This is a genomic window from Ignavibacteriales bacterium (assembly GCA_026390575.1).
In the GTDB taxonomy this organism is placed as follows: Bacteria; Bacteroidota; Ignavibacteria; order UBA10030; family UBA10030; genus Fen-1298.
Genome location: JAPLFR010000001.1, coordinates 224,619 through 245,711 on the forward strand (window position 1 = coordinate 224,619; position 21,093 = coordinate 245,711).

A 21,093-nucleotide genomic window follows, 5' to 3' on the forward strand; every position below is an offset into this window, starting at 1 on the left:
GACGGTACGTTGTGGAGAATTCGATAAAAACTATTCAGTTAGTCCGAACAATGAACGGCAAAAGTATTCGAGTAAAAATATTTGGAAATGAGTATCCGCTTCGCGGAGAGAACGAAGACCTGACAAAACGCGTGGCTTCTTATGTGGACGGTATGTTGATGAAGATCCATGATAAGATTCCGGAACAGCCGCCATTGACGGTCGCGGTTCTTTCAGCATTGAATATTACAGAAGATCTTCTGCAAGAACGGGAAAAAAACACACAGGAAGTAGCGCACCTTGAAGCAGAAGTAGAAAAACTTTCCAACTATCTTGACAATTGTCTTTTGTCGGAACCGTCGGACGAACGGCTTTTATAGAACCGTCACCTGTTCTTTCTAACATACGGATGCGGAATTTATTGAAAACCGCACCATCAGCCGTAATCAATACCATATTAAAGAACCAAACAATTCTGTTAATATGGGAGCTTGACTCATAAGCGTGGAGCGCAAGCCATCTATTCCTTAACTGTGAATAGCCCTGCGATGACGTCTTTGCCTTTGGCGAAGAACGAGCGGGTTGTGGAAGTGTGAAATGCTTAGGCAAGTCCCCACCGTGTAAAGAGAGAGGTTCTTTCAATACACTTGATTGTGGCAGATGCGTGCGGTTTTGTTTTATCAAGAAGTTGTTTTAACTGAGGAATATCATGGAACCTTATATTCTTATTCTTATTGGAGCGTTGATCGGCGGCGGATCGTTTTTCATGGGCTGGTCGTTGAATGCGCGAAGCGGCCAGAATAAAATCATGGACGCTCAAGAACGCGCGAAGAAAATTATTGAAGAAGCAGAGAAGGAAGCAACAACCGCTAAACGCGAAAAACTTCTCGAAGTCAAAGATGAATGGTATCAAAAGAAAAAAGAATTCGAATCTGATGCCCAGTCCAAGCGGACAAAATTGCAGGCGTACGAAAAGCAATTGAGTAATCGCGAAGAGAATCTGGAAAAAAAGCTTGATCTGCTGACGAAGAAGGAATCAACCCTTCAGACCACGGGCAAAGAAATTGCGGACCGGCAAAAACGACTCATCGAGCAAGAGAAAGAACTTGATCGATTAGTGGAAGAAGAAAATCTTCGGTTGGAAAAAATGGCCGGAATCAATCGCGAGGAAGCAAAGAAATATTTGTATCAAAATCTGATTGAGACTGTGAAGTCTGAAGCAACACAAACACTCAAGGATATACGCGATACCACAAAGATTACAGCAAAGAAAGAAGCCCAGAAAACGATCGTGCAGGCAATCCAGCGTTCGGCTGTCGATTTCACCTTAGAGACGACAGTGAGTGTCTTGAACGTTGGCACAGACGAAATGAAAGGGCGCATCATCGGCCGCGAAGGACGGAACATCCGCGCATTTGAAGCTGCTACCGGCATCGATGTCATTGTTGATGATACACCGGAGGCAGTGATTCTCTCCGGATTTGATCCTTTCCGCCGCGAGGTCGCACGGGTTTCGCTGGAACGGTTGATCGCCGATGGACGTATTCATCCGGCTCGCATTGAAGAAGTGGTTGAGAAAGTAAAGAAAGAATTGGAAGAAGAAGTTATCCATACGGGGGAAAACACACTGCTTGAAATCGGTTTGCACGGTGCGCATCCCGAAATTATCAAACATATCGGCCGGATGAAGTATCGCTCCAGCTATGGTCAGAATTTGCTCGAGCACAGCATCGAGGTTGCTTATCTGACCGGTATTATGGCCTCGGAACTTGGACTGGACCCGGTACTTGCGAAACGCGCCGGTTTGTTGCACGACATCGGTAAAACAATTGATAAAAGCGTTGAAGGTCCGCACGCATTGTTAGGGTTTGAACTTTGCAAGAAGTTCAACGAACACACTGTCGTATGCAACGCGGTTGGATCGCACCATGAGGACATCCCGATGGAACATCCTATCTCGGCGCTTGTGCAAGCGGCAGATTCCATCAGCGGCGCGCGGCCTGGCGCGCGGCGTGAATCGGTAGAAGAGTACATCAAACGGTTAGAAAAGTTGGAAAATATCGCCAAGTCATTCAACGGCGTTATCAATACATATGCTATTCAAGCAGGACGCGAAGTGCGTGTCATCGTCAGTCACGAGAAACTTGATGATGCCGCTGCTGACCAGCTGTCGCATGACATTGCAAATAAGATTGAACAGGAGATGGAATATCCCGGACAGATTAAAGTTGTGGTGGTAAGGGAATTTCGTTCGGTCGCTGTAGCGAAATAATTGGTAAGATAAATTTCAAATCTCAATAATCAAATTCCAGATAAGCTCCAGTGGCCAATCGATAGTTTGAAGATTTGGATTTGCTATTTGTGATTTGTTTGGAATTTGTATTTTGTTCTTTTGAACTTTTTCTTTGACGTCTTCAAGTAAACATATTCTCAAAATTGGTATCACAGGCGGCATAGGTAGCGGCAAGTCTACTGTCTGTTCCATCTTCGCACATCTCGGTATACCTGTACTCTACGCTGACGATCTCGCTAAAGAATTAAGCAGCACGGATTCAACCGTTCGTAAAAAACTCACGACACTGTTAGGTGAATCGGCTTTCCAGACCGATGGCTCTCTGAATCGCTCGTTCATTGCCTCTGAAATATTTTCCAGCAAAACCATGAAGCAAAAGGTGGAATCCATAATTCACCCGCGTGTCGAAATTGAAATTGAACGGCGAATGAAAGAGTTGGCGCAGCGCGGAGAACACCTAGTCATTGTTGAAGCGGCACTTATCTATGAAGCCGGATTGTATAAAAAACTCGATGCCGTTATCGTTGTTGATGCTGATGAATCGGTGCGTATCAGCCGCGTACGCAAGCGGGATGTCGTTTCGGAAGATGCCGTTCGCAACCGTATGGCAGCCCAGCTTGATGTGAAAAAGAGGCTGGAAAAAGCAGATTACATCATTTATAATAACGGTACTTCAGAAGAGCTTGAGTCCAAGGTGCGATTTTTGTATAGTGTATTTAAACAATTAGCCGACGAGGGTTCTCATGTCTGAATCGATTTTTGAAAAAGAATCAAAATATTTTTTCCATACATTTCACCGGCTTCCTCTTGAAATTGATCGAGGCGAAGGTATTTATCTCTATACAAAAGATGGCAAGCGCTATATGGATTTCTTCGGCGGGCTTGCCGTCAATGCGCTTGGCTATAATCATCCGCGTATCACTGATGCGATCGAGAAACAAATCCATCGTTACATTCATCTCTCCAATTATTACGTGCAAGATAAAACGGTGGAATTAGCTGAGAGAATTATTGCAGCGAGCGGTTACAAGCGCATTTTTTTCTCCAACAGCGGTACGGAAGCAGTCGAAGGCGCCATCAAAATTGCACGCAAATGGGGAAGGGGGACTGAGAAGACACGGCTGTTAAACTTGAGCAATTCATTTCATGGCCGGACAATGGGCGCGCTTTCTCTGACGGAACGGCCGGCGTACCGAGAAGGATACGAACCGTTTCTCCCGAATACCGATTCCATCGAATTCAACAATGTTGGAGATTTGCAGGCGAAAGTGAATGGTCAGACGCTTGGGGTCATTCTTGAATTTATTCAGGGTGAAGGCGGCATAAATATCATTAGCAAGGAATTTGTTCAGGAGTTGAAAACACTGCATGAAAAATATGGTTTTCTTGTCATTGCTGATGAAATTCAAGCTGGCGTTGGACGCACGGGTAAATTTTTTGGTTTCGAGCATTACGATATACATCCTGACATTGTTGTCATTGCAAAAGCGATTGGCGGTGGACTTCCGCTTGGCGCAATTTTAGGGAATGATAAAGTTGCCGATGTGCTTACGTACGGCACACACGGAACAACCTTTGGCGGAAACCCTGTTGCCTGTGCTGCCGGCTGTGCGGTCATGGAAGAAATTATTGATAAAGGGTTGATGAAACAGGCTGGCATCATCGGTGAGTATCTCAAATCGAAAGCAAGAGAACTGCAGAAACAATTTCCTGCCATCATCACGGAAGTGCGCGGGTATGGTTGCATGCTTGGAATAGATTTATCTCGAGGCGGCCAGCCGGTTGTAGATGAATTACTCAATCGAGGGATACTGATTAATTGTACAAACACTACCGTTCTGCGGTTCCTGCCGCCGTATATCATCACGCAGGAACAGTGTGATCAGTTGATGTTTGAGTTGCATTCGGTTTTGAAATCATCGAAGTGACTGTAATTTATTAAAGGTGATAACAATGGCGATCAGTGAAACAAGCAAGGTGATTCTTACAAACACCTTAAAAGAATGGATGAAATTTGCAGTAGAGCGAGAACGACTGACTCTCGCTGCGAATGAGCTTGCTGTTTTTACGAGAAAGGTTGTCCAGGAAGATCTTGCCTTCTTGAAAGCGCAGAACCTTGACATCCAATGCGATTCACCGGATGAAATGAAAATTCTTGGAGTGCCTGTGCACATTGATCCGATGATTGAAGCGGTTTTTCCAAATGTGAAGGCGAGTGTTATATTAAAATGCAGTGGATCAACAAGAGCTATTCTTGTCAATCCGAATATGACAATTTCAGCCGGCGGAACTGTTATGACGTTTGATCAATTGAAAAAAGGCATTCCAGAACCGTTTGGAACAAATACAGCTGATTTTGTACGGGATAGTTTCTTGTATGTCGCGCGTTCCGGTGCAAAAGAGGAATAGTCACAAAAATAAATGGAACTCGAGCCTAAACATATTCACGCTCCGGAACTCTACGGAAACTTCTGGCTGAATTCCGAACCGATTTCTCTCCGTGATTACAGCGGTGAAGTCGTCTTAATTGACTTTTGGGACTACACGTGTGTTAATTGCATTCGGACATTGCCTTACATTCAAGAGTGGCAGAAGAAGTACAAAACATTCGGCCTAACGGTTGTTGGAGTGCACACGCCGGAGTTTGAATTTGGCGCTTCGCAAGAGCGCGTGCAGAAAGCTCTCGAAAATTTCAAGATCACTTATCCGGTTATGCTCGACAATAAAGCAATTATTTGGAATGCATATTCTGTGCGCTATTGGCCTACTCGTTGTCTTGTTGACCGTGATGGGTATATCCGATTCGTTCAACACGGTGAAGGCGGTTATGTTGAATTTGAACGTGCAATCCAGCAATTACTCAGCGAAGCTGGCAGCCACGGTGAATTGCCTGCTCTCACTGTTCCTTTTCGCGAGGAAGATCGTACCGGCGCTGTTTGTTTTCGCCCGACAAGTGAATTATACCTCGGATACCTTCGCGGCGCGCTTGGCAACCCGGAAGGTTACAATCCTGAATCAACGCTTGAGTACACTGATCCCGGCATTTATCTCCCTGAACGGTTTTATGCAACCGGCAAGTGGATGAACGAACGCCAGTGTTTGCGGTTTGATGGAAACGAAGGAGAAAATGGTGGGATTCTTTTTCCATATCAAGCACGTGAGGTAAATGCGGTTATGGGATCGCGTGATGGATCGGTGTGTGAAGTTGGCGTTCAGCAGAACAGCCAGCCGCTGCGCAAGGAAATTGCTGGTGAAGATATCATCCTATGGTCCAAACAGCAATCATCTCTTTTTGTTGATGTACCGAGAATGTACACGATCGTCCGAAATAAAGAATTCGGCAGCCATCTGCTTAAGTTGATTACTGCAAATCCGAAACTTGAAGTCTATTCGTTTAGCTTTACTACCAGTGTTATTCCCGAATTGATATCGACAAATTGATCAGCGTTCGTTTTGTGCTTGAAAGGAAAATTGGCTTGAATTCTTTTCCTACATGAGTTGTCAGGAAGATGTTCTATTACTCATTTCTAGCTATCATTCATAAAATCCAATTGCTCTTCATTCCTTTCTTTTGTATATTTTTATAGTGGTGATTTGAACGATAGCTTGCGGCCACGATAAAGAATCGCTAAAGCGTCAACCGAAATGAACTTCGATCCCGACGCGAACAACGTTGGGAATTTTTTTATGAAGAAGAAGTAACGAGTTACGAGTCGATGAGTAAAACCTTTCTCGAAATATTACGCGATAAAATCATCGTCTTTGATGGTGCAACGGGAACACATTTGCAAGGTCAGGGTTTAACGCCGGATGACTTTGGCAGTGAGCAGCTTGATGGATGCAATGAGTATCTTGTCATCTCAAAGCCATCAGCGGTAGAAAATGTACACACCGATTTCCTCGAAGCAGGATGTGATGTTATCGAGACAAACTCTTTTGGCGGTACGCGCATTGTGCTTGCAGAATATAGTTTGCAAGATCGTGTATACGAATTGAATTTTAAAGCCGCGCAAATTGCCAAACGCATTGCACAAGATTATTCCGGCAAGGGACATCAGCGTTTCGTTGCTGGTTCGATGGGACCGACCACAAAACTTCCGTCGCTTGGACATATCAGTTTTAAAGACATGGCGATGGCATATCACGAACAGGCAAAAGGTTTAGCCGAAGGCGGCGTCGATCTGCTGTGTGTTGAAACATGCCAGGATATTCTGCAGACGAAAGCAGCGTTGTATGGAGTGTTTGAATATTTTTCCCAGGCGAAAAGGAAATTACCTGTCATTGTTTCCGTGACAATCGAATCCATGGGAACGATGCTGCTTGGCACAGAAATATCTGCCGCATTGTCAAGTATCGAACCGTACGATGTTGACGTTATAGGTATCAACTGTGCAACCGGACCGAAAGAGATGTCCGAACATATTCGTACACTTGCAGACATTAGTCCTAAACCGATTTTTGTTATGCCGAATGCTGGCATACCGGAAAATATTGGTGGGCACGCACACTATCATTTGACACCGGAAGAGATGGCGCACTATCTTTCTCACTTTGTAAAAGATCTCGGTGTCAACGTTGTCGGCGGCTGCTGCGGTACAACGAAGGAACATATCCGTCAACTTGTGCAAGCAGTTGGCCACCTTGCTCCAAAGAAACGCGACTATGAATTTATTCCGGGTGCATCGAGCTTGTATCAATCCGCCGCGTTCCGCGTTGATAATCCGCCGACACTGATCGGCGAGCGGACGAATGCCAATGGCAGTAAACTCTTCCGCGATCTGTTAGCGAAAGAAGATTGGGAAGGCATCGTCGCGATGGGACGCGAGCAGGTAAAGGAAGGCGCGCACATGCTGGATGTCTGCGCGGCATATGTGGGGCGCAACGAAGCGGCGGATATGCGCGAAATTATAACGCGCTTCAATCAGCAAATTACAATTCCGTTAGTCATTGATTCCACGGAAGCGAATGTGATTGAAGAAGCACTTCAGCGCATTGGTGGCAAGGCTGTCGTCAATTCTATCAATTTAGAAGATGGCGAAGAACGTATTGGCAAGATTGTGCCTTTGTGCAAAAAATACGGTGCGGCTGTCATCGCATTGACGATTGACGAGCAGGGGATGGCGAAAACGGCGGAGAACAAACTTTCTATCGCCCGTCGCATTTACAACTTGGTTGTGAACAAGTACGGTATGAAGCCGCACGATGTGATTTTCGACTCGCTGACATTTACGCTCGGCTCCGGCGATGAAGAATTCCGCCGCTCGGCGATAGAAACAATTGAGTCCATACGGCTCATGAAAAAAGAATTTCCTGAAGTCCATACATCGCTGGGTGTGAGCAATGTTTCGTTCGGATTATCGCCGGCAACAAGGCAGGTACTGAATAGCGTTTTCCTGCATTACGCAATTGAAGCAGGACTCGATATGGCGATTGTGCATCAATCGAAAATTCTTCCGCTCTTCAAGATTGATGAAAAAGGGCGCGAGCTTGCGCGGCAATTGGTGTTTGATGAAAGGCGGTATGAAGGTGAAGGAGAGAATCGGAAAGTTGTCTTCAATCCATTGACGGAATTAATGGTGCATTACTCCGGCAAGATGAAGGAAGAGAAAGAATCGAAAGTCGTTGATGGAACGATTGAAGAGCGGTTGAAAAACCGCATCATTGACGGCAGTAAAGTTGGAATACAGGCTGATCTCGATGAAGCATTGAAGAATTATGCTCCGCTAGAAATCATCAACACTATTCTGCTTGATGGAATGAAGACGGTTGGGACTTTGTTCGGCTCGGGACAGATGCAGCTGCCGTTTGTTCTTCAATCGGCGGAAGTGATGAAGTCGGCAGTGGCGTACCTTGAACCGTTCATGGAGAAGAATGCGGAGAGCCAAAAGGGAACGATGGTGGTTGCCACCGTGAAAGGTGATGTGCACGACATTGGCAAAAATTTGGTGGATATTATCCTGACGAACAACGGGTACAAGGTTATCAACCTGGGTATTAAGTGTTCGATAGAAAAGATGATCGAAGCGGCAAAAGAACACAATGCAGATGTGATCGGAATGAGCGGATTGCTTGTAAAATCTACGCTGGTGATGAAAGAAAATTTGGAAGTGCTAAACGAACAGAACATCACGATTCCGGTTATTCTCGGCGGCGCGGCACTGACACGGCGTTATGTTGATCAGGATTTAAAATCGGTATACAACGGGAAAGTCTTCTATGCGAATGATGCCTTTGATGGTCTACGATTGATAGAAGAAATTAAAAGCGGAAAGAAGGGAGATGATAGAAACGAGCGGGGAATTGGTCAAACAGAAAAGGAAAACGAAGAAACGCTGATTGGTACAGAAGCAAAGATTGCACTGATGTTTGCAGAAGAGGAAAAGACACCGACGCGATCAAAAATTCGGACGGATAGTGAAATTCCGAAGCCGCCATTCTGGGGTTCACACGTTGTGGATGATATTTCGCTTGACGAGGTTTTTCGCTACATCAATGAAGCTGCGCTTATTCGCGGACAGTGGCGGGTGGTGCGCGGAAAGAAGAGCGAAGAGGAATATCGGCGGATTCTTCAGGAACAAATTTATCCGGAATTTGAAACTTTAAAATTAAAAATTAAAAAAGAAAAACTTTTTGAACCGAAAGTTGTGTATGGATATTTCCCTTGCCAATCGGATGGGAATGATCTTATTATCTATGCAATACCTGATGACATTTCGAATTTCGAATTTCCAAATTCGAAATTAAAAAAACGGCTTCGGTTTACATTCCCGCGCCAAAAAGATGACCGCTTCTTGTGCATCAGTGATTACTTCGCGCCGGTGAATTCAGGTAAGATTGATGTCGTGGCATTTCATCTCGTGACTATGGGAAAGGTAGCATCTGAGCACTCGAAGAAGCTTTTTGATTCAAATGAATATAAAGAGTATCTTTATTTTCACGGGCTGAGTGTTGAGTCCGCAGAAGCGCTCGCGGAGCTCTGGCATAAGAAGATTCGCGAAGAACTTGGTATTGCCGGTAAAGATTCACCGGAAATCAAGCGCCTGTTCAGCCAGGGATATCAAGGTTCGCGGTTCAGCTTTGGCTATCCAGCGTGTCCGAATCTTGAAGATCACAAAAAGCTTTTTGATTTGCTGAAACCGGAGCGCATCGGCGTGACAATGACCGACGAGTTTATGCTGAATCCTGAACAATCAACAGATGCTATCGTTGTTCATCATCCTGAAGCGAGGTACTTTAATATCAAGTAAAAAATTGAAAGTATAACGTAAGTAAGTATTAAGACAAAATATTGTTAAAAGTAAACAGCTGATAACTGACAACTGATAACTTTTATATAAGGATCAACTATGCCACATCTAGTACTTCTCCGTCATGGAGAATCACAATGGAATCTTGAAAACCGTTTTACCGGCTGGGTGGATATTCCTCTTTCGCCAAAAGGCGAAAAGGAAGCGAGCCAAGCAGGAGAGAAGCTCAAAGGATATAAATTCGATAAAGGATACACATCCGTTCTCAGACGTGCTATCAACACGATGGATATTGTTCTAAAAATCATAGGTCAAAGTAATCTTCCTCTTGATCGGGACAAGGCACTGAATGAACGTCACTATGGTGCTCTGCAGGGATTGAATAAAGCCGATATCGGTAAACAGTATGGTGAAGAACAGTTGAAAATCTGGCGCCGCAGTTACGATGTACCGCCGCCGAGAGATGTGACCGAACTGAATCCCGACGGTATTAGCGAGAGCCTAAAGGACACAGCCGCGCGCACGCTGCCGTATTTTGAAGCAAAGATCATTCCCGATGTTCTCGCCGGCAAGAATGTGATTGTCGCGGCACATGGAAATAGTCTGCGTTCCATTGTTATGCGGTTAGACAACCTTACAAAAGAACAAGTGCTGGAACTTAATATCCCTACAGGTGTTCCATTATTATATGTCTATGACAGCAATGGAAAAATCACAGAACATCGATATTTGTAAAAAACAGGCAATATTTTTGCGGAATTTCCGCTTGCATTTCGGTTGTCTCTTTTGCATATTCGATGCGTCAAAATTAGAGTTGTAATTGCATGATCCCGCATTGATAACGAGACAACTCATCACTAAAGTTTTTTAATCAAGGAGACACCCTATGGCGACGAAGATCACTGAAGAATGTATTAACTGTGGCGCATGTGAACCTGAATGCCCGAATACGGCAATCTACTCCAGCGGCACATCTTATGAATTAGGCGGAAAAACATTTGACGCATTATCTAAGGATTTCTATTATATCGTTCCTGAAAAATGCACTGAGTGCGTCGGCCACTTCGATCAAGAGCAGTGCGCGGCGGTTTGTCCGGTTGATTGCTGCGTACCGGATCCGGAACATGTTGAAACGGAAGAGCAATTAGCTGCAAAAGCAAAGGTGATTCACCCCGAAAAAACCTTCGGAGAATTAAACGCGTCAAACTCGCGTTTCCGCAAGTAATAACTGAGCGGTTAGTTTTTAAAGTCGGTTCTTCCAACAGCGAGGGACCGACTTTTTTTATTTTGACCACTGCATGCGCCGGGAGGAAAATGATCGGATTTGAAAAGGTTGCACAGGTTGATGAAATTACCCAAGCGTTTCCCAAACGCGTTAAAGTTGGAGAATGCGAATGTGTGCTCCTTCGCGTTGGGGAACAAATATTTGCTATCGAAAATCTTTGTCCGCATCAGCGGTATGCAGTTTTTCACCAAGGGATATTGGAACAACACACGATTACTTGCCCTATGCATGGCTGGAGTTTCGATATAAGGACCGGAAAAGCGGTAACGGGGAGCGGGCGCTTGAATATCCTTGAGGTTCGTGTGGATAAAAACAATGTCTGGATAAAAAAGTCTGAAGATGAGAACATACTTCCTGGATCCTCATAGGGCGTATGAAATTATCCCTCACATACCGCATAAAAACGAAAGCTCATGAGCTCGGCTTCTCCGGCATCGGAATCGCACGCGCTGAAGTATTGAATGAAGAAGAAAACCATATACGCGAATGGTTTGCCCGCGGTTATCATGCTTCGATGAAATGGTTGGAACGTGATCTCGAGAAACGTCTTGACGTAACGAAAATCCTCCCGAAGGCGAAATCAGTAATTTGTGTCGCTCTCAATTATTATACACCATCACAACATTCCAACGCCGCTGATGTTGGTAAAATATCAAGATACGCCTGGGGTGATGATTATCACTTTGTGCTGACGAATCGGTTGGAGAAGTTGTATGAATTTATTAAGTCGGAAATTCCTGGAGCTGAAGGGAAAATTTATGTTGATACCGGGCCGGTGATGGATAAAGCCTGGGCTGTTCGTGCCGGTATCGGATGGTTGGGGAAGCATACAAATATTATTACACGGAAGTTCGGGTCGTGGGTATTCCTTGGAGAAATCTTGATCGATGCAGAACTGGAATACGACACGCCGATGGTAGACTACTGCGGCACGTGCACTGCATGCATTGATGCGTGTCCGACACAGGCAATCGTTCAGCCGTATGTACTCGATGCTCACAAATGTATCTCCTACCTGACCATCGAACATCGCAGTGAATTGCCACAAGAGATTGTTTCGAATTTTCAGAATTGGATATATGGGTGCGATATTTGTCAGGATGTTTGCCCATGGAATCGATTTCAGCATGAGACGAAAGAACCGGCTTTCCAGCCGCGGGAAGAAAATGTTGCACCCAGGTTGACAGAACTTGCCGAAATGCATCAGGAAGAATTCAGCCGGCGGTTCCGAAAAAGCCCCATAAAACGTACGAAGCATTCCGGAATGACCCGAAATGCAAAAGCCGTATTGGAATCTTTCAAAGATATAACATAACATCAACAATAAAGAATGAGTATGAAAATTTATACTAAAACCGGCGACACAGGCGATACTTCACTTTTTGGAGGCAAGCGTGTCCCGAAAAGCTCACTCCGCATCGATGCGTACGGCACAGTAGATGAATTGAATGCACTGCTTGGAGTTTCCCGTGCCCTCAAACCTCACACTGAAGTGGACAGCATTCTTGAGCAAATTCAGAATCAGCTTTTTGTGCTTGGTGCCGATCTCGCCACACCTTTCGATACTACGCCGATGAAGATGAAACGCGTTCAACAAAATGAAATTCAAATTCTTGAAGAAACAATTGATCGATTGGATGCACAATTAGAACCTTTGAAATCATTTATTCTTCCTGGCGGTTCGGCCGTGAGTGCGCAGCTGCATGTTGCAAGGACAGTCTGCCGCCGTGCCGAACGGTTCGTAGATGCGCTTGGAAGAAAAGAAGAGATTGGAAAATTTCCGCTCGTGTATCTCAATCGGCTTGCCGATCTTTTGTTTGTATTGGCGCGCTATGCAAATAAGATTTCAAAGGTGAATGAAATTTCCTGGCATCCAACATCCGAGATTTGATCGCCCGAAAATCGGAAGAACAGGACACTAGTAGCTGAGCAGTTCCCACGAGAATGATCGGCACTCCTGTGTAGGTCTTTCGTCCATTGAATTCGTGGTTATAAAGAGAATTGAAAATTTCTATTGCCTTTCTGTTTGACTTCAACTATCTTTTCATAATCCCTTTTTGTCTTTCATGATGTAACCCTTTTTAATAAAGGATGAGTGCCTTGTCCTCTCCGCTTTCAATTCTTTTGCTTGAAGACGATCCATCGTCAATCCGTCTCTTTACACGGAAGACACAATCTGCTCCTGTGGAGATGATCGTGAAAGATGTTCGCAACAAAGAAGCATTCCTTCGTGAGCTTGAAGCACCCCGATTTGATTGCATTGTCATCGATTATACGCTTCCTGATATCAATGGACTCGAAGCACTCCGGTTTGTCAATGAACTTGCACCCGGAACACCAACGATTATTTATACCGGCTCTGTAGGGGAAGAAAAAGCTGTTGAATGCATGAAAGAAGGGGCATCCGAATTTCTTTTAAAGACAAACAGCATTCGATTGGTTCCCGCGATTCTTTCTGTTGTGAATCAGAAACGTGATCGTGAGGCGCGTATGCGCGCGGAAGAAGCACAGAGACAAAGCGAAGCACGGTTCAAAGCGCTTGCGGAGATGAGTACTGCCCTCATTGTGATTTACCAGGGGGAACGATTCACATATGTAAATACTGCTTCAGAACAGATTACCGGCTACACAAAAGATGAATTGCTCAATATGAAATTTTGGGAGTTAGTGCATCCGGAGTATCGCGAGATGGTTCATCAGCGAGGATTAGCACGGCAGCGCAATGAAAATGTACCGGCTCGTTATGAATTTAAAATCGTAACGAAAGACGGAAAAGAGCGATGGATGGATTTTGCCGCAAGCGCGATTCATTATGAAGGTATTCCTGCAGGACTAGGTATTGCGTTTGACGTAACGGATCGAAAACGTATAGAAGAACAATTGCAGGCATCAGAGCTGAGGTACCGTCTGCTTTTTACAGCCAATCCGCATCCAATGTGGCTCTATGACATCGATACACTGCAATTTTTAGAAGTGAATGATGCCGCGGTGCATTACTATGGTTACAGCCGCGAAGAATTTCTTTCCATGTCGATCAGGGATATTCGACCGGAGGAAGATAATAAGGCTTTAACGAAGCATTTGAAGAAAACTTCAGAGCACGATGGATTTAATGAAGCTGGGGTGTGGCGTCATCGGAAGAAGAACGGCAAGATTGTCGAAGTCGAAATCATTTCACATACACTGGAATTCAACGGGCATAACGCGAAGATGATCCTGGCTACTGAAATCACAAAACCAAAACGCACCAAGAAAAAGAAAATATAGTATTTCAATTTAACATTCGAATCACAAGACATAATCACTCTACCAGCGATCAATCAATGGAGATGATCGATCATAAGATCAGGAGTATTCCACGCGAGCTTTGACTGCCTTCATTCGGACATTGGTGCATGTTGCACCAAACAATTCCTTCTTGTACTACGTTAGCCCAGCATAAAACAGAATGAGACCTTCTCAGAGAGTATCTGCTCAATGGAGAAATCTTGGTCGGGCCGGAACTGGAATACAGTATGCCGATGTTAGACTACTGCGAATGAGTCAGGAAGAGTTCAGCCGGCGGTTCAGAAGAAGTTCCATGAAACGGCTAAAGCATTCCGGATTAACTGGAAATGCGAAAACTGTACTTGAATCTCATAGAAGTTCAAAGTAGTTTTGTTGTGCAGTCTAAGATTCTGAATCCTTTTTAGACTGAGTTTCATCTAATAGAGTGAAAGTTATCAGATATCAGTTGTATAAGTAAAAGACAATTTTTAAATCATAAAATCATTAAATCTCTAGATCACTAAATCGAAAATCGAATATGTCTGATCATCGCAAAGTTATCATCATCGGTTCCGGACCAGCCGGACTTACTGCTGCGCTTTATGCAGGGCGCGCAAATCTCTCACCACTCGTATTTGAGGGGCAGCAGCCCGGCGGACAATTAACCATAACAACGGAAGTAGATAATTATCCCGGATTTCCTGAAGGAATCATGGGGCCGGATCTCATGGATGCCATCCGAAAACAAGCACAGCGATTTGGTGCGGAAACGGTGTTCAAGTCGGCTGAATCGGTAGATCTCTCAAAGCGTCCATTTAAAGTCGTTGCGGAGGGTGAAGAATATTTTGCCGAGTCACTGATTATTTCCACAGGAGCGTCGGCGAAGCTGTTGAACATGTCCAGCGAATCGGAATATATGGGCTATGGAGTTTCCGCGTGCGCCACATGCGATGGATTCTTTTTCAAGAATCAGCACGTTGTAGTTGTGGGCGGCGGTGATACGGCTATGGAAGAAGCCACATACCTCACAAAGCATGCCGCACGGGTGACAGTCGTGCACCGGCGGAATGAACTGCGTGCGTCAAAGGCAATGATTGACAAGGCGAAGAAAAATCCGAAGATCGATTTTATATGGGATTCAGTAGTTGAGACAGTACTTGGTACAAACGAAGGCGGACATAAGAAATTAACCGGTGTACGATTGAAGAATGTAAAAACAAATGCTGAGACAGATTTCAAATGCGATGGACTTTTCCTTGCCATTGGCCATCAACCGAACACAAAATTATTTGAAGGTGTGTTAGCAATGGATGCCGTCGGTTATTTAAAGACACAGCCGCAAAGCACAGCAACGAACATTCCAGGAGTTTTTGCTGCGGGTGATGTTGCAGACCCAAAATATCGGCAGGCAATTAGTGCGGCCGGTACAGGCTGCATGGCTGCAATCGATGCCGAGCGATTTTTGGCAGAATATGAATAACAACTAAGAAGATAGAGTCCATTTCACTTAGTTTATCTTGGGTAAGTGGACTCTATCTATTATCAGGGTAGTACATATCTATCGGTCTGTTGTAGTCTCCAACTTCTGTGAACAAATACTTCATTTATTCGTTGTAATACTCATTTTATTCATATCTCTTTTTTCAGCTTGTTTGATTGACTTTCCGCCCTCTATTTCATAATTTGTTTCGCCATAATAACTTACACGAAAGGCACGAAACGAGCTAATCAAGCTCGATCTTCGTGGAATCTATGTCCAAAACTTCAAAATGGGTCATAGGCATTATTGCCGCGCTCGTATTCCTCTTTGGGCTATTTGTCCTGACGATAGTCTCGTGGATATTTTCTGACGAAAGCGAAGAAACAATATCGACCGGCGGCGAAAAGATTGCTGTGGTTGAACTGAAAGAACCGATTATCTCTTCCGAAGATATTGTGAGGCAGTTCAAAAAGTATCGCGAGAACAAATCGATTCGGGCAATTGTATTTCGTGTTGAATCGCCGGGTGGCGGAGTATCGGCGAGTCAGGAAATTTATGAGGAAGTGAAAAAGACTCGTGATGCCGGTAGACCTGTCGTTGTGTCGATGGGTTCTGTGGCGGCAAGCGGCGGGTATTATGTTTCGTGTGGTGCAACGAGAATTGTAGCAAATCCCGGAACGCTCACGGGAAGCATCGGCGTCATATTTCAATTCATGCATTTTCAGCAGCTCATGGATAAAATTGGCATAGATCAGACGACATTCAAGACGGGCAAGTTTAAGGATTCCGGTTCACCATTCCGCAAGACCACGGAGGAAGAGAAACGGTACTTCAACATGCTTATCGGCGATGTATACGATCAGTTTGTCGATGTTGTCGCAGAAGAACGCGGAATGGATCGCAAGGATGTCTTAAAGTATGCCGACGGCCGTGTGTTTACCGGACGGCAGGCAGAAGAATATGGGTTTGTCGATACACTCGGTACCATGGAAGATGCCATAAGCATTGCAGCGGAGCTTGGTGGTATTCATGGCAAACCGAGCATTGTGAAAGAGACAAAGAGAAAAACAATCTTTGAAAAACTCATTGGTGATGCGGCAACGGAAGTGACAAAAATTCGGCAGGAGTTTTTGCAGCAGCCGGTTTTGCAGTACCGATTCACGTCCCCCAACTAACACTGTAAGGAGGTTCCGTGACAAAAGCAGATATCGTAGAAGTTATTGCATCGGCAACAGGACTAACGAAAGTAGAAACCGAAGCCGTGGTGGATGGATTCATCATGACGGTTATTTCTGCAATGAAGGAAGGAAAGAATATCGAGATTCGCGGTTTCGGCAGTTTTAAGGTTAAGAAACGAAAAGGCCGGATGGCACGCAATCCGCGCACAGGCGCGCAGGTGATGGTGGATGAACATTTTGTCCCGATATTTAAAGTATCGAAAGAAATGAAGCAAGTAGTAAATGAAAATCTGAAGAAGAGCGCTGCTTAATGGCGGGAATGAAACCAAAAATTACATGCACGCAATGCGGCTCGGCATTAACACGAAAGGATATGTTGTGTCCATCGTGCGGTGTTGCAGTGGATTGGGCAGAAACCGCAACTGCGGTTGAAGCCGTTTCGCAAAAGGATACACTCAAAAAAAAACTACGAGAAAATAAATCGCAAAATAAAAATATTTCTGCGCCTTGGTCGTCGAAATCAATTCTCGGTTCGATTGCTGTTATAGCGCTTGCTCTCACTGCGTATGTATTGTTGGTTGAGAAACGGCCGGGTGCTGATGTGGTTCAACAGCAGGCAATCCAACCGGTGAGCGCACCGATGCAAGTACCTGCAGAGATTCAGGAATTGGAAAGCAGAGTAGCAGCTCAACCGAAAGACATGACGTTGACGCTGCAGCTTGCTAATCTTTTGCATGACGGACTTTTCTTTGAGAAAGCAATTCCATACTACAAAAAGTATTTATTGCAGAATCCGAGCGATGCCAATGCTCGTGTGGACTTGGGAATTTGCTTTAAGGAACTTGGCAATTTTTCAGAAGCAAAGAACGAAATGAAGACGGCGTTACATTACGTTCCAAACCATCTGTATGCGCATTTCAACCTTGGAATTGTTTGTCTCAGCGAAGGCAGCCTCCAGGAATCGAATACATGGTTTAAGAAGACAGTTGCTCTCGATCCCGCCAGTGAAGTCGGGAAACGAGCGCAGCAACTTTTAACTCAACACAACTCACAAACAATGAAGCAGTAATAACAGAAAGGAGCCGCGTATGCCATGTGGTCGTAAGCGGAAACGCCATAAAATAGCGACACACAAGCGCAAGAAGCGTTTGCGGAAGCAGCGTCACAAGAAGAAGTCCCGTTAGGTTCTTATCCCTTTGCCTGCCGGTTGGTTCACTCACGGCAGGCAGAGTAAGATACGAATGTGAGTTGATGGAGAGAAGAATTGAGATGAAAATGTAATGATGTTCAGTTCAACAGTTAAAATCGTCACATACAGGAGGTTGTAATGGCACAGGAAAATGATGGTATGGCGAAAGGACTCATTGTTGGGTTCATCGCAGGCAGTATCGTCGGTGCGGCAATTGCGCTGCTCTATGCACCAAAAACAGGCAAAGAACTGCGCGCCGATATAAAAGAAAAGGCAGGCGATATGATGGATGACGCTCAGGAATATATGGCGCGTGCGAAATCGACAGCAGTCGATATTATTAATGAAGGAAAACAAAAAGCCAGCTCGCTGGTAGATGATGCACGCCGCAAGGCCGACTCAATCATGGGCGATGCAGATCGTGTTATGAATCACGCGCGCACCAAGAACGAAGGCGGAAAGAACGCCTGATTGTGTATTGAAATCCAAACAACACTATTCACTAAATCCATAAGAGGGAAACTCGAGTGGAAACATTAATTCATCTTTCAATAATACTAGCGCTGTTCAGCGCTTCCGCACTGTGCATTTATCTTATCGTTGTCCTGACTCGCTTCAATGCATTTCTGCAGATCTTGCAGCGTGAGCTTGTCGATTTGAATAAAAACCTGAAACCGATCCTCGAAAATATCAATACAATGACGGACAAGCTGCGTTTGATAGCTTCCAAAGTGGACGAACAGGTCAACATGGTGCAGGGAGTTTTTGTTGCGTTCAAACGCATTACGGAAAACGTGACTCGTTTTGAGGAACGTTTTCAACAGATGTTGGAAGAGCCGCTCTTGCGCGTGAGCGCATTGTTCGGCAACGTCATCAATCGCGTTGTATCCTTGCTCGGGCGTCGCTCGCAGGATATCTTCTGATGTAGTCCTAAGAAAAAAGAATTTTATGCTGACGACGGATACCCGCCTGCCTTCTGCAGCGGAATGCTGGCGTTGCTATTTTAAGGATAGGAGAGACCATCGTGTCAAAAACAACAGGTAAAGAATATTCAATTGATAAAATTCGAAACATTGCATTTATCGGTCACGGAGGTTCAGGGAAAACGACGTTGACCGAGTCGTTGATGTTTGTCTCAGGAGCCGCTGCACGCATGGGACGTGTGGAAGACGGTTCGACAATCTCTGATTATCATGCGGATGAAATTGAACGCAAGATTTCTATCAACGCCGCTGTACTTCATACCGATTGGCAGGGAACAAAGATCAATATTATCGATACTCCAGGCTATTCAGATTTTACGGGCGAAGTTATTAGTTCACTGCGTGTCGCTGATCTTGCGGTTGTACTTGTCAAAGCGGTTGAAGGTGTGGAAGTCGGTACTGAAATAGTGTGGAACTACACAAAAGCTCACAATCTGCCTGCACTGTTAGTGGTCAATAAATTGGATGCAGAAAACGCCGATTTCGATCAGGCGGTTTCGACAGCAAAAGAACGATTTGGGAATGATGTTGTGCTGGTGCAGTTTCCCCTGAACCAAGGGCTTTCATTTGACACCGTTGTAGATGTACTGAAGATGAAACTGCTGAAATTCAATCGGGAAGGTAACGGAAAATTTATTGAGCTCGATATTCCCGCCGACCTGCAGCAGAAAGCTGAACAGTTGCACGAAGAACTCATCGAAAAAATTGCAGAAACCGATGAATCTTTAATGAATAAGTTTTTCGAGGATGGTACGTTGAAAGATGCCGATCTCGAAAACGGCTTCCGCATTGCACTGCTCACGCGAAAAATTTTCCCCATCTATTGTACTGCCGCTACGTTTGGCATAGGGGTGGGACCACTCATGAGCTTCATCGATACCTACGGGCCTTCGCCAAAGTATCGCGGTGCAGTGAAAGCAACAAATACCACCGATAAAAAGGAAATTGATGTAGAGCCTGATGTAACGAAGGAACCGTCGCTCTTTGTATTTAAAACAGTTTCGGAGGAGCACGTTGGCGAGTTATCGTACTTCCGTGTGTATTCCGGTACAATCATGCCGGGATTGGATCTTTTGAACCAATCCAACGGTAAAGGCGAGCGCCTCGGACAATTGTTTTTGATGAACGGCAAAGAGCGACAGGAAATTGCAAAGCTGACAGCAGGCGACATTGGCGCCGTGGTGAAGTTGAAAGATACGCATACCAATAACACGCTCAGCAGCCGGACTTTTCCGGTCGTGTACTCAGCGATCGCTTTCCCGGATCCGGTTATTCGCATGGCAATTCATTCTAAAGTAAAAGGGGATGAAGACCGGATGGCAAATGGATTGCATTCTTTGCACGAGGAAGATCCGACATTTGTTGTTTCGGTCGATGGCAAACTGAGCCAGACTATCATTGCCGGACAGGGCGAATTGCATTTGCTCATAGTGACCAAACGTCTGAAACTCAAGTACAGCGTTGATGTGGATCTTACTGAGCCGAAAATTCCATACAAAGAAGCGATCCGTGCTGTGGCACCGGATGTAGAATATAAACACAAGAAACAAACCGGCGGTCGCGGACAATACGGACACGTGCATATTAAAATTGAACCACGGCCGCGAGGCGCAGGATTTGAATTTGAAGATGCTCTTGTCGGCGGCGTCGTGCCGGGACGTTTTGTGCCGGCGGTTGAAAAGGGCGTTATCGAAACGATGCTGCGCGGCGTGCTTGCCGGTTACGAAGTGGTGGATGTGAAAGTGACAATTTTCGACGGCTCATACCACGCGGTGGATTCTGATGAACATTCTTTCAAAATTGCCGGTGCTATGGCTTTTAGAAAAGGCATTATGGAAGCGAAACCAGTTCTTCTGGAGCCGATCAATATTATTGAAGTGACAGTGCCGGAAGAATATATGGGCGATGTTATGGGCGATCTTTCAGGACGGCGCGGAAAGATTCAAGGGATGGAAGCAGAAGGGCATTTCCAAATTATTAAAGCCACCGTTCCGATGTCCGAGATTCATAAGTATTCCACGATTCTCCGTTCTATGACACAGGGACGCGGAGTGTACAAAACAAAGTTCTCGCATTACGATGAGATGCCGCGTGAAGCAGCAGAGAAGGTCATCGAAGCCAGCGCGAAGAATAAGAAGGAAGAAGAAGAGTAAAAATATTTAATCTTTGTAGGTGTTCAATATATTGAACAC

The 21,093-nt window shown here is 45.0% G+C and carries 20 protein-coding genes and 1 riboswitch; all 20 genes read left to right on the top strand.

Annotated features, from left to right (window positions below; genetic code table 11):
* The first annotated feature begins 11 nt into the window (after positions 1-11).
* The 20 genes from NTX44_00970 (at position 12) to fusA (ending at position 21,054) form a co-directional block, all read left to right on the top strand.
* The gene (locus NTX44_00970) at positions 12-359 is read left to right on the top strand and encodes a cell division protein ZapA (GenBank protein ID MCX6120177.1); all 348 of its coding nucleotides are present in this window, start codon (positions 12-14) and stop codon (positions 357-359) included.
* A 329-nt stretch (positions 360-688) separates the two neighbouring features.
* Positions 689-2,251, top strand: a complete 1,563-nt coding sequence (gene rny / locus NTX44_00975; GenBank protein MCX6120178.1) for a ribonuclease Y — start codon at positions 689-691, stop codon at positions 2,249-2,251.
* Positions 2,252-2,384: 133 nt separating this feature from the next.
* Positions 2,385-3,023: a dephospho-CoA kinase gene (coaE, locus tag NTX44_00980; protein MCX6120179.1), complete on the top strand. Its 639-nt coding sequence runs from the start codon at positions 2,385-2,387 to the stop codon at positions 3,021-3,023.
* Positions 3,016-4,200, top strand: coding sequence for an aspartate aminotransferase family protein (locus NTX44_00985; GenBank protein ID MCX6120180.1), 1,185 nt, complete (start codon positions 3,016-3,018; stop codon positions 4,198-4,200). The genes coaE and NTX44_00985 overlap by 8 nt, the downstream gene beginning before the upstream one ends.
* Positions 4,201-4,225: 25 nt before the next feature.
* Positions 4,226-4,681, top strand: coding sequence for a hypothetical protein (locus NTX44_00990; protein ID MCX6120181.1), 456 nt, complete (start codon positions 4,226-4,228; stop codon positions 4,679-4,681).
* 12 nt (positions 4,682-4,693) lie between these two features.
* Positions 4,694-5,713, top strand: coding sequence for a redoxin domain-containing protein (locus NTX44_00995; protein ID MCX6120182.1), 1,020 nt, complete (start codon positions 4,694-4,696; stop codon positions 5,711-5,713).
* A 135-nt stretch (positions 5,714-5,848) separates the two neighbouring features.
* Positions 5,849-5,924: riboswitch (SAM riboswitch) on the top strand.
* Between the two features lie 64 nt (positions 5,925-5,988).
* The gene (metH, locus tag NTX44_01000; GenBank protein MCX6120183.1) at positions 5,989-9,519 is read left to right on the top strand and encodes a methionine synthase; all 3,531 of its coding nucleotides are present in this window, start codon (positions 5,989-5,991) and stop codon (positions 9,517-9,519) included.
* 99 nt (positions 9,520-9,618) lie between these two features.
* A complete protein-coding gene (locus tag NTX44_01005) occupies positions 9,619-10,254 on the top strand; it encodes a 2,3-bisphosphoglycerate-dependent phosphoglycerate mutase (GenBank protein MCX6120184.1) in 636 nt (211 codons plus the stop codon).
* Positions 10,255-10,405: 151 nt separating this feature from the next.
* Entirely contained in the window at positions 10,406-10,744 is a 339-nt protein-coding gene (locus tag NTX44_01010; protein ID MCX6120185.1) for a YfhL family 4Fe-4S dicluster ferredoxin, read from the top strand.
* A gap of 89 nt (positions 10,745-10,833) precedes the next feature.
* Positions 10,834-11,172, top strand: a complete 339-nt coding sequence (locus NTX44_01015; GenBank protein MCX6120186.1) for a Rieske 2Fe-2S domain-containing protein — start codon at positions 10,834-10,836, stop codon at positions 11,170-11,172.
* Positions 11,173-11,177: 5 nt separating this feature from the next.
* A complete protein-coding gene (gene queG / locus NTX44_01020) occupies positions 11,178-12,119 on the top strand; it encodes a tRNA epoxyqueuosine(34) reductase QueG (protein MCX6120187.1) in 942 nt (313 codons plus the stop codon).
* A 21-nt stretch (positions 12,120-12,140) separates the two neighbouring features.
* Positions 12,141-12,695, top strand: a complete 555-nt coding sequence (locus NTX44_01025) for a cob(I)yrinic acid a,c-diamide adenosyltransferase (GenBank protein ID MCX6120188.1) — start codon at positions 12,141-12,143, stop codon at positions 12,693-12,695.
* A 209-nt stretch (positions 12,696-12,904) separates the two neighbouring features.
* Complete coding sequence (locus tag NTX44_01030; protein MCX6120189.1) at positions 12,905-14,071, top strand: PAS domain S-box protein; 1,167 nt, start codon at positions 12,905-12,907, stop codon at positions 14,069-14,071.
* Positions 14,072-14,609: 538 nt separating this feature from the next.
* Positions 14,610-15,551: a thioredoxin-disulfide reductase gene (trxB, locus tag NTX44_01035; protein MCX6120190.1), complete on the top strand. Its 942-nt coding sequence runs from the start codon at positions 14,610-14,612 to the stop codon at positions 15,549-15,551.
* A 272-nt stretch (positions 15,552-15,823) separates the two neighbouring features.
* Positions 15,824-16,726, top strand: coding sequence for a signal peptide peptidase SppA (gene sppA / locus NTX44_01040; protein MCX6120191.1), 903 nt, complete (start codon positions 15,824-15,826; stop codon positions 16,724-16,726).
* Positions 16,727-16,743: 17 nt separating this feature from the next.
* Positions 16,744-17,040, top strand: coding sequence for an integration host factor subunit beta (locus tag NTX44_01045; protein ID MCX6120192.1), 297 nt, complete (start codon positions 16,744-16,746; stop codon positions 17,038-17,040).
* An 8-nt stretch (positions 17,041-17,048) separates the two neighbouring features.
* Positions 17,049-17,798, top strand: coding sequence for a tetratricopeptide repeat protein (locus NTX44_01050; GenBank protein ID MCX6120193.1), 750 nt, complete (start codon positions 17,049-17,051; stop codon positions 17,796-17,798).
* A gap of 258 nt (positions 17,799-18,056) precedes the next feature.
* On the top strand, positions 18,057-18,389 hold the full coding sequence (locus NTX44_01055; GenBank protein ID MCX6120194.1) for a YtxH domain-containing protein: 333 nt from the start codon (positions 18,057-18,059) through the stop codon (positions 18,387-18,389).
* A gap of 56 nt (positions 18,390-18,445) precedes the next feature.
* The gene (locus tag NTX44_01060) at positions 18,446-18,841 is read left to right on the top strand and encodes a DUF948 domain-containing protein (protein MCX6120195.1); all 396 of its coding nucleotides are present in this window, start codon (positions 18,446-18,448) and stop codon (positions 18,839-18,841) included.
* Between the two features lie 101 nt (positions 18,842-18,942).
* Complete coding sequence (gene fusA, locus NTX44_01065; GenBank protein ID MCX6120196.1) at positions 18,943-21,054, top strand: elongation factor G; 2,112 nt, start codon at positions 18,943-18,945, stop codon at positions 21,052-21,054.
* Positions 21,055-21,093: the final 39 nt, after the last annotated feature.

Excerpts from the sequence above, each read along its gene's own strand:
- NTX44_00990 (MCX6120181.1), top strand. The coding sequence starts at position 4,226 with ATGGCGATCAGTGAAACAAGCAAGGTGATTCTTACAAACACCTTAAAA.
- NTX44_00985 (MCX6120180.1), top strand. The coding sequence starts at position 3,016 with ATGTCTGAATCGATTTTTGAAAAAGAATCAAAATATTTTTTCCATACA.
- NTX44_01005 (MCX6120184.1), top strand. The coding sequence starts at position 9,619 with ATGCCACATCTAGTACTTCTCCGTCATGGAGAATCACAATGGAATCTT.
- NTX44_01015 (MCX6120186.1), top strand. The coding sequence starts at position 10,834 with ATGATCGGATTTGAAAAGGTTGCACAGGTTGATGAAATTACCCAAGCG.
- NTX44_01055 (MCX6120194.1), top strand. The coding sequence starts at position 18,057 with ATGGCACAGGAAAATGATGGTATGGCGAAAGGACTCATTGTTGGGTTC.
- sppA (MCX6120191.1), top strand. The coding sequence starts at position 15,824 with ATGTCCAAAACTTCAAAATGGGTCATAGGCATTATTGCCGCGCTCGTA.
- queG (MCX6120187.1), top strand. The coding sequence starts at position 11,178 with ATGAAATTATCCCTCACATACCGCATAAAAACGAAAGCTCATGAGCTC.
- NTX44_00995 (MCX6120182.1), top strand. The coding sequence starts at position 4,694 with ATGGAACTCGAGCCTAAACATATTCACGCTCCGGAACTCTACGGAAAC.
- rny (MCX6120178.1), top strand. The coding sequence starts at position 689 with ATGGAACCTTATATTCTTATTCTTATTGGAGCGTTGATCGGCGGCGGA.
- trxB (MCX6120190.1), top strand. The coding sequence starts at position 14,610 with ATGTCTGATCATCGCAAAGTTATCATCATCGGTTCCGGACCAGCCGGA.
- NTX44_01010 (MCX6120185.1), top strand. The coding sequence starts at position 10,406 with ATGGCGACGAAGATCACTGAAGAATGTATTAACTGTGGCGCATGTGAA.
- NTX44_01050 (MCX6120193.1), top strand. The coding sequence starts at position 17,049 with ATGAAACCAAAAATTACATGCACGCAATGCGGCTCGGCATTAACACGA.
- metH (MCX6120183.1), top strand. The coding sequence starts at position 5,989 with ATGAGTAAAACCTTTCTCGAAATATTACGCGATAAAATCATCGTCTTT.
- NTX44_01025 (MCX6120188.1), top strand. The coding sequence starts at position 12,141 with ATGAAAATTTATACTAAAACCGGCGACACAGGCGATACTTCACTTTTT.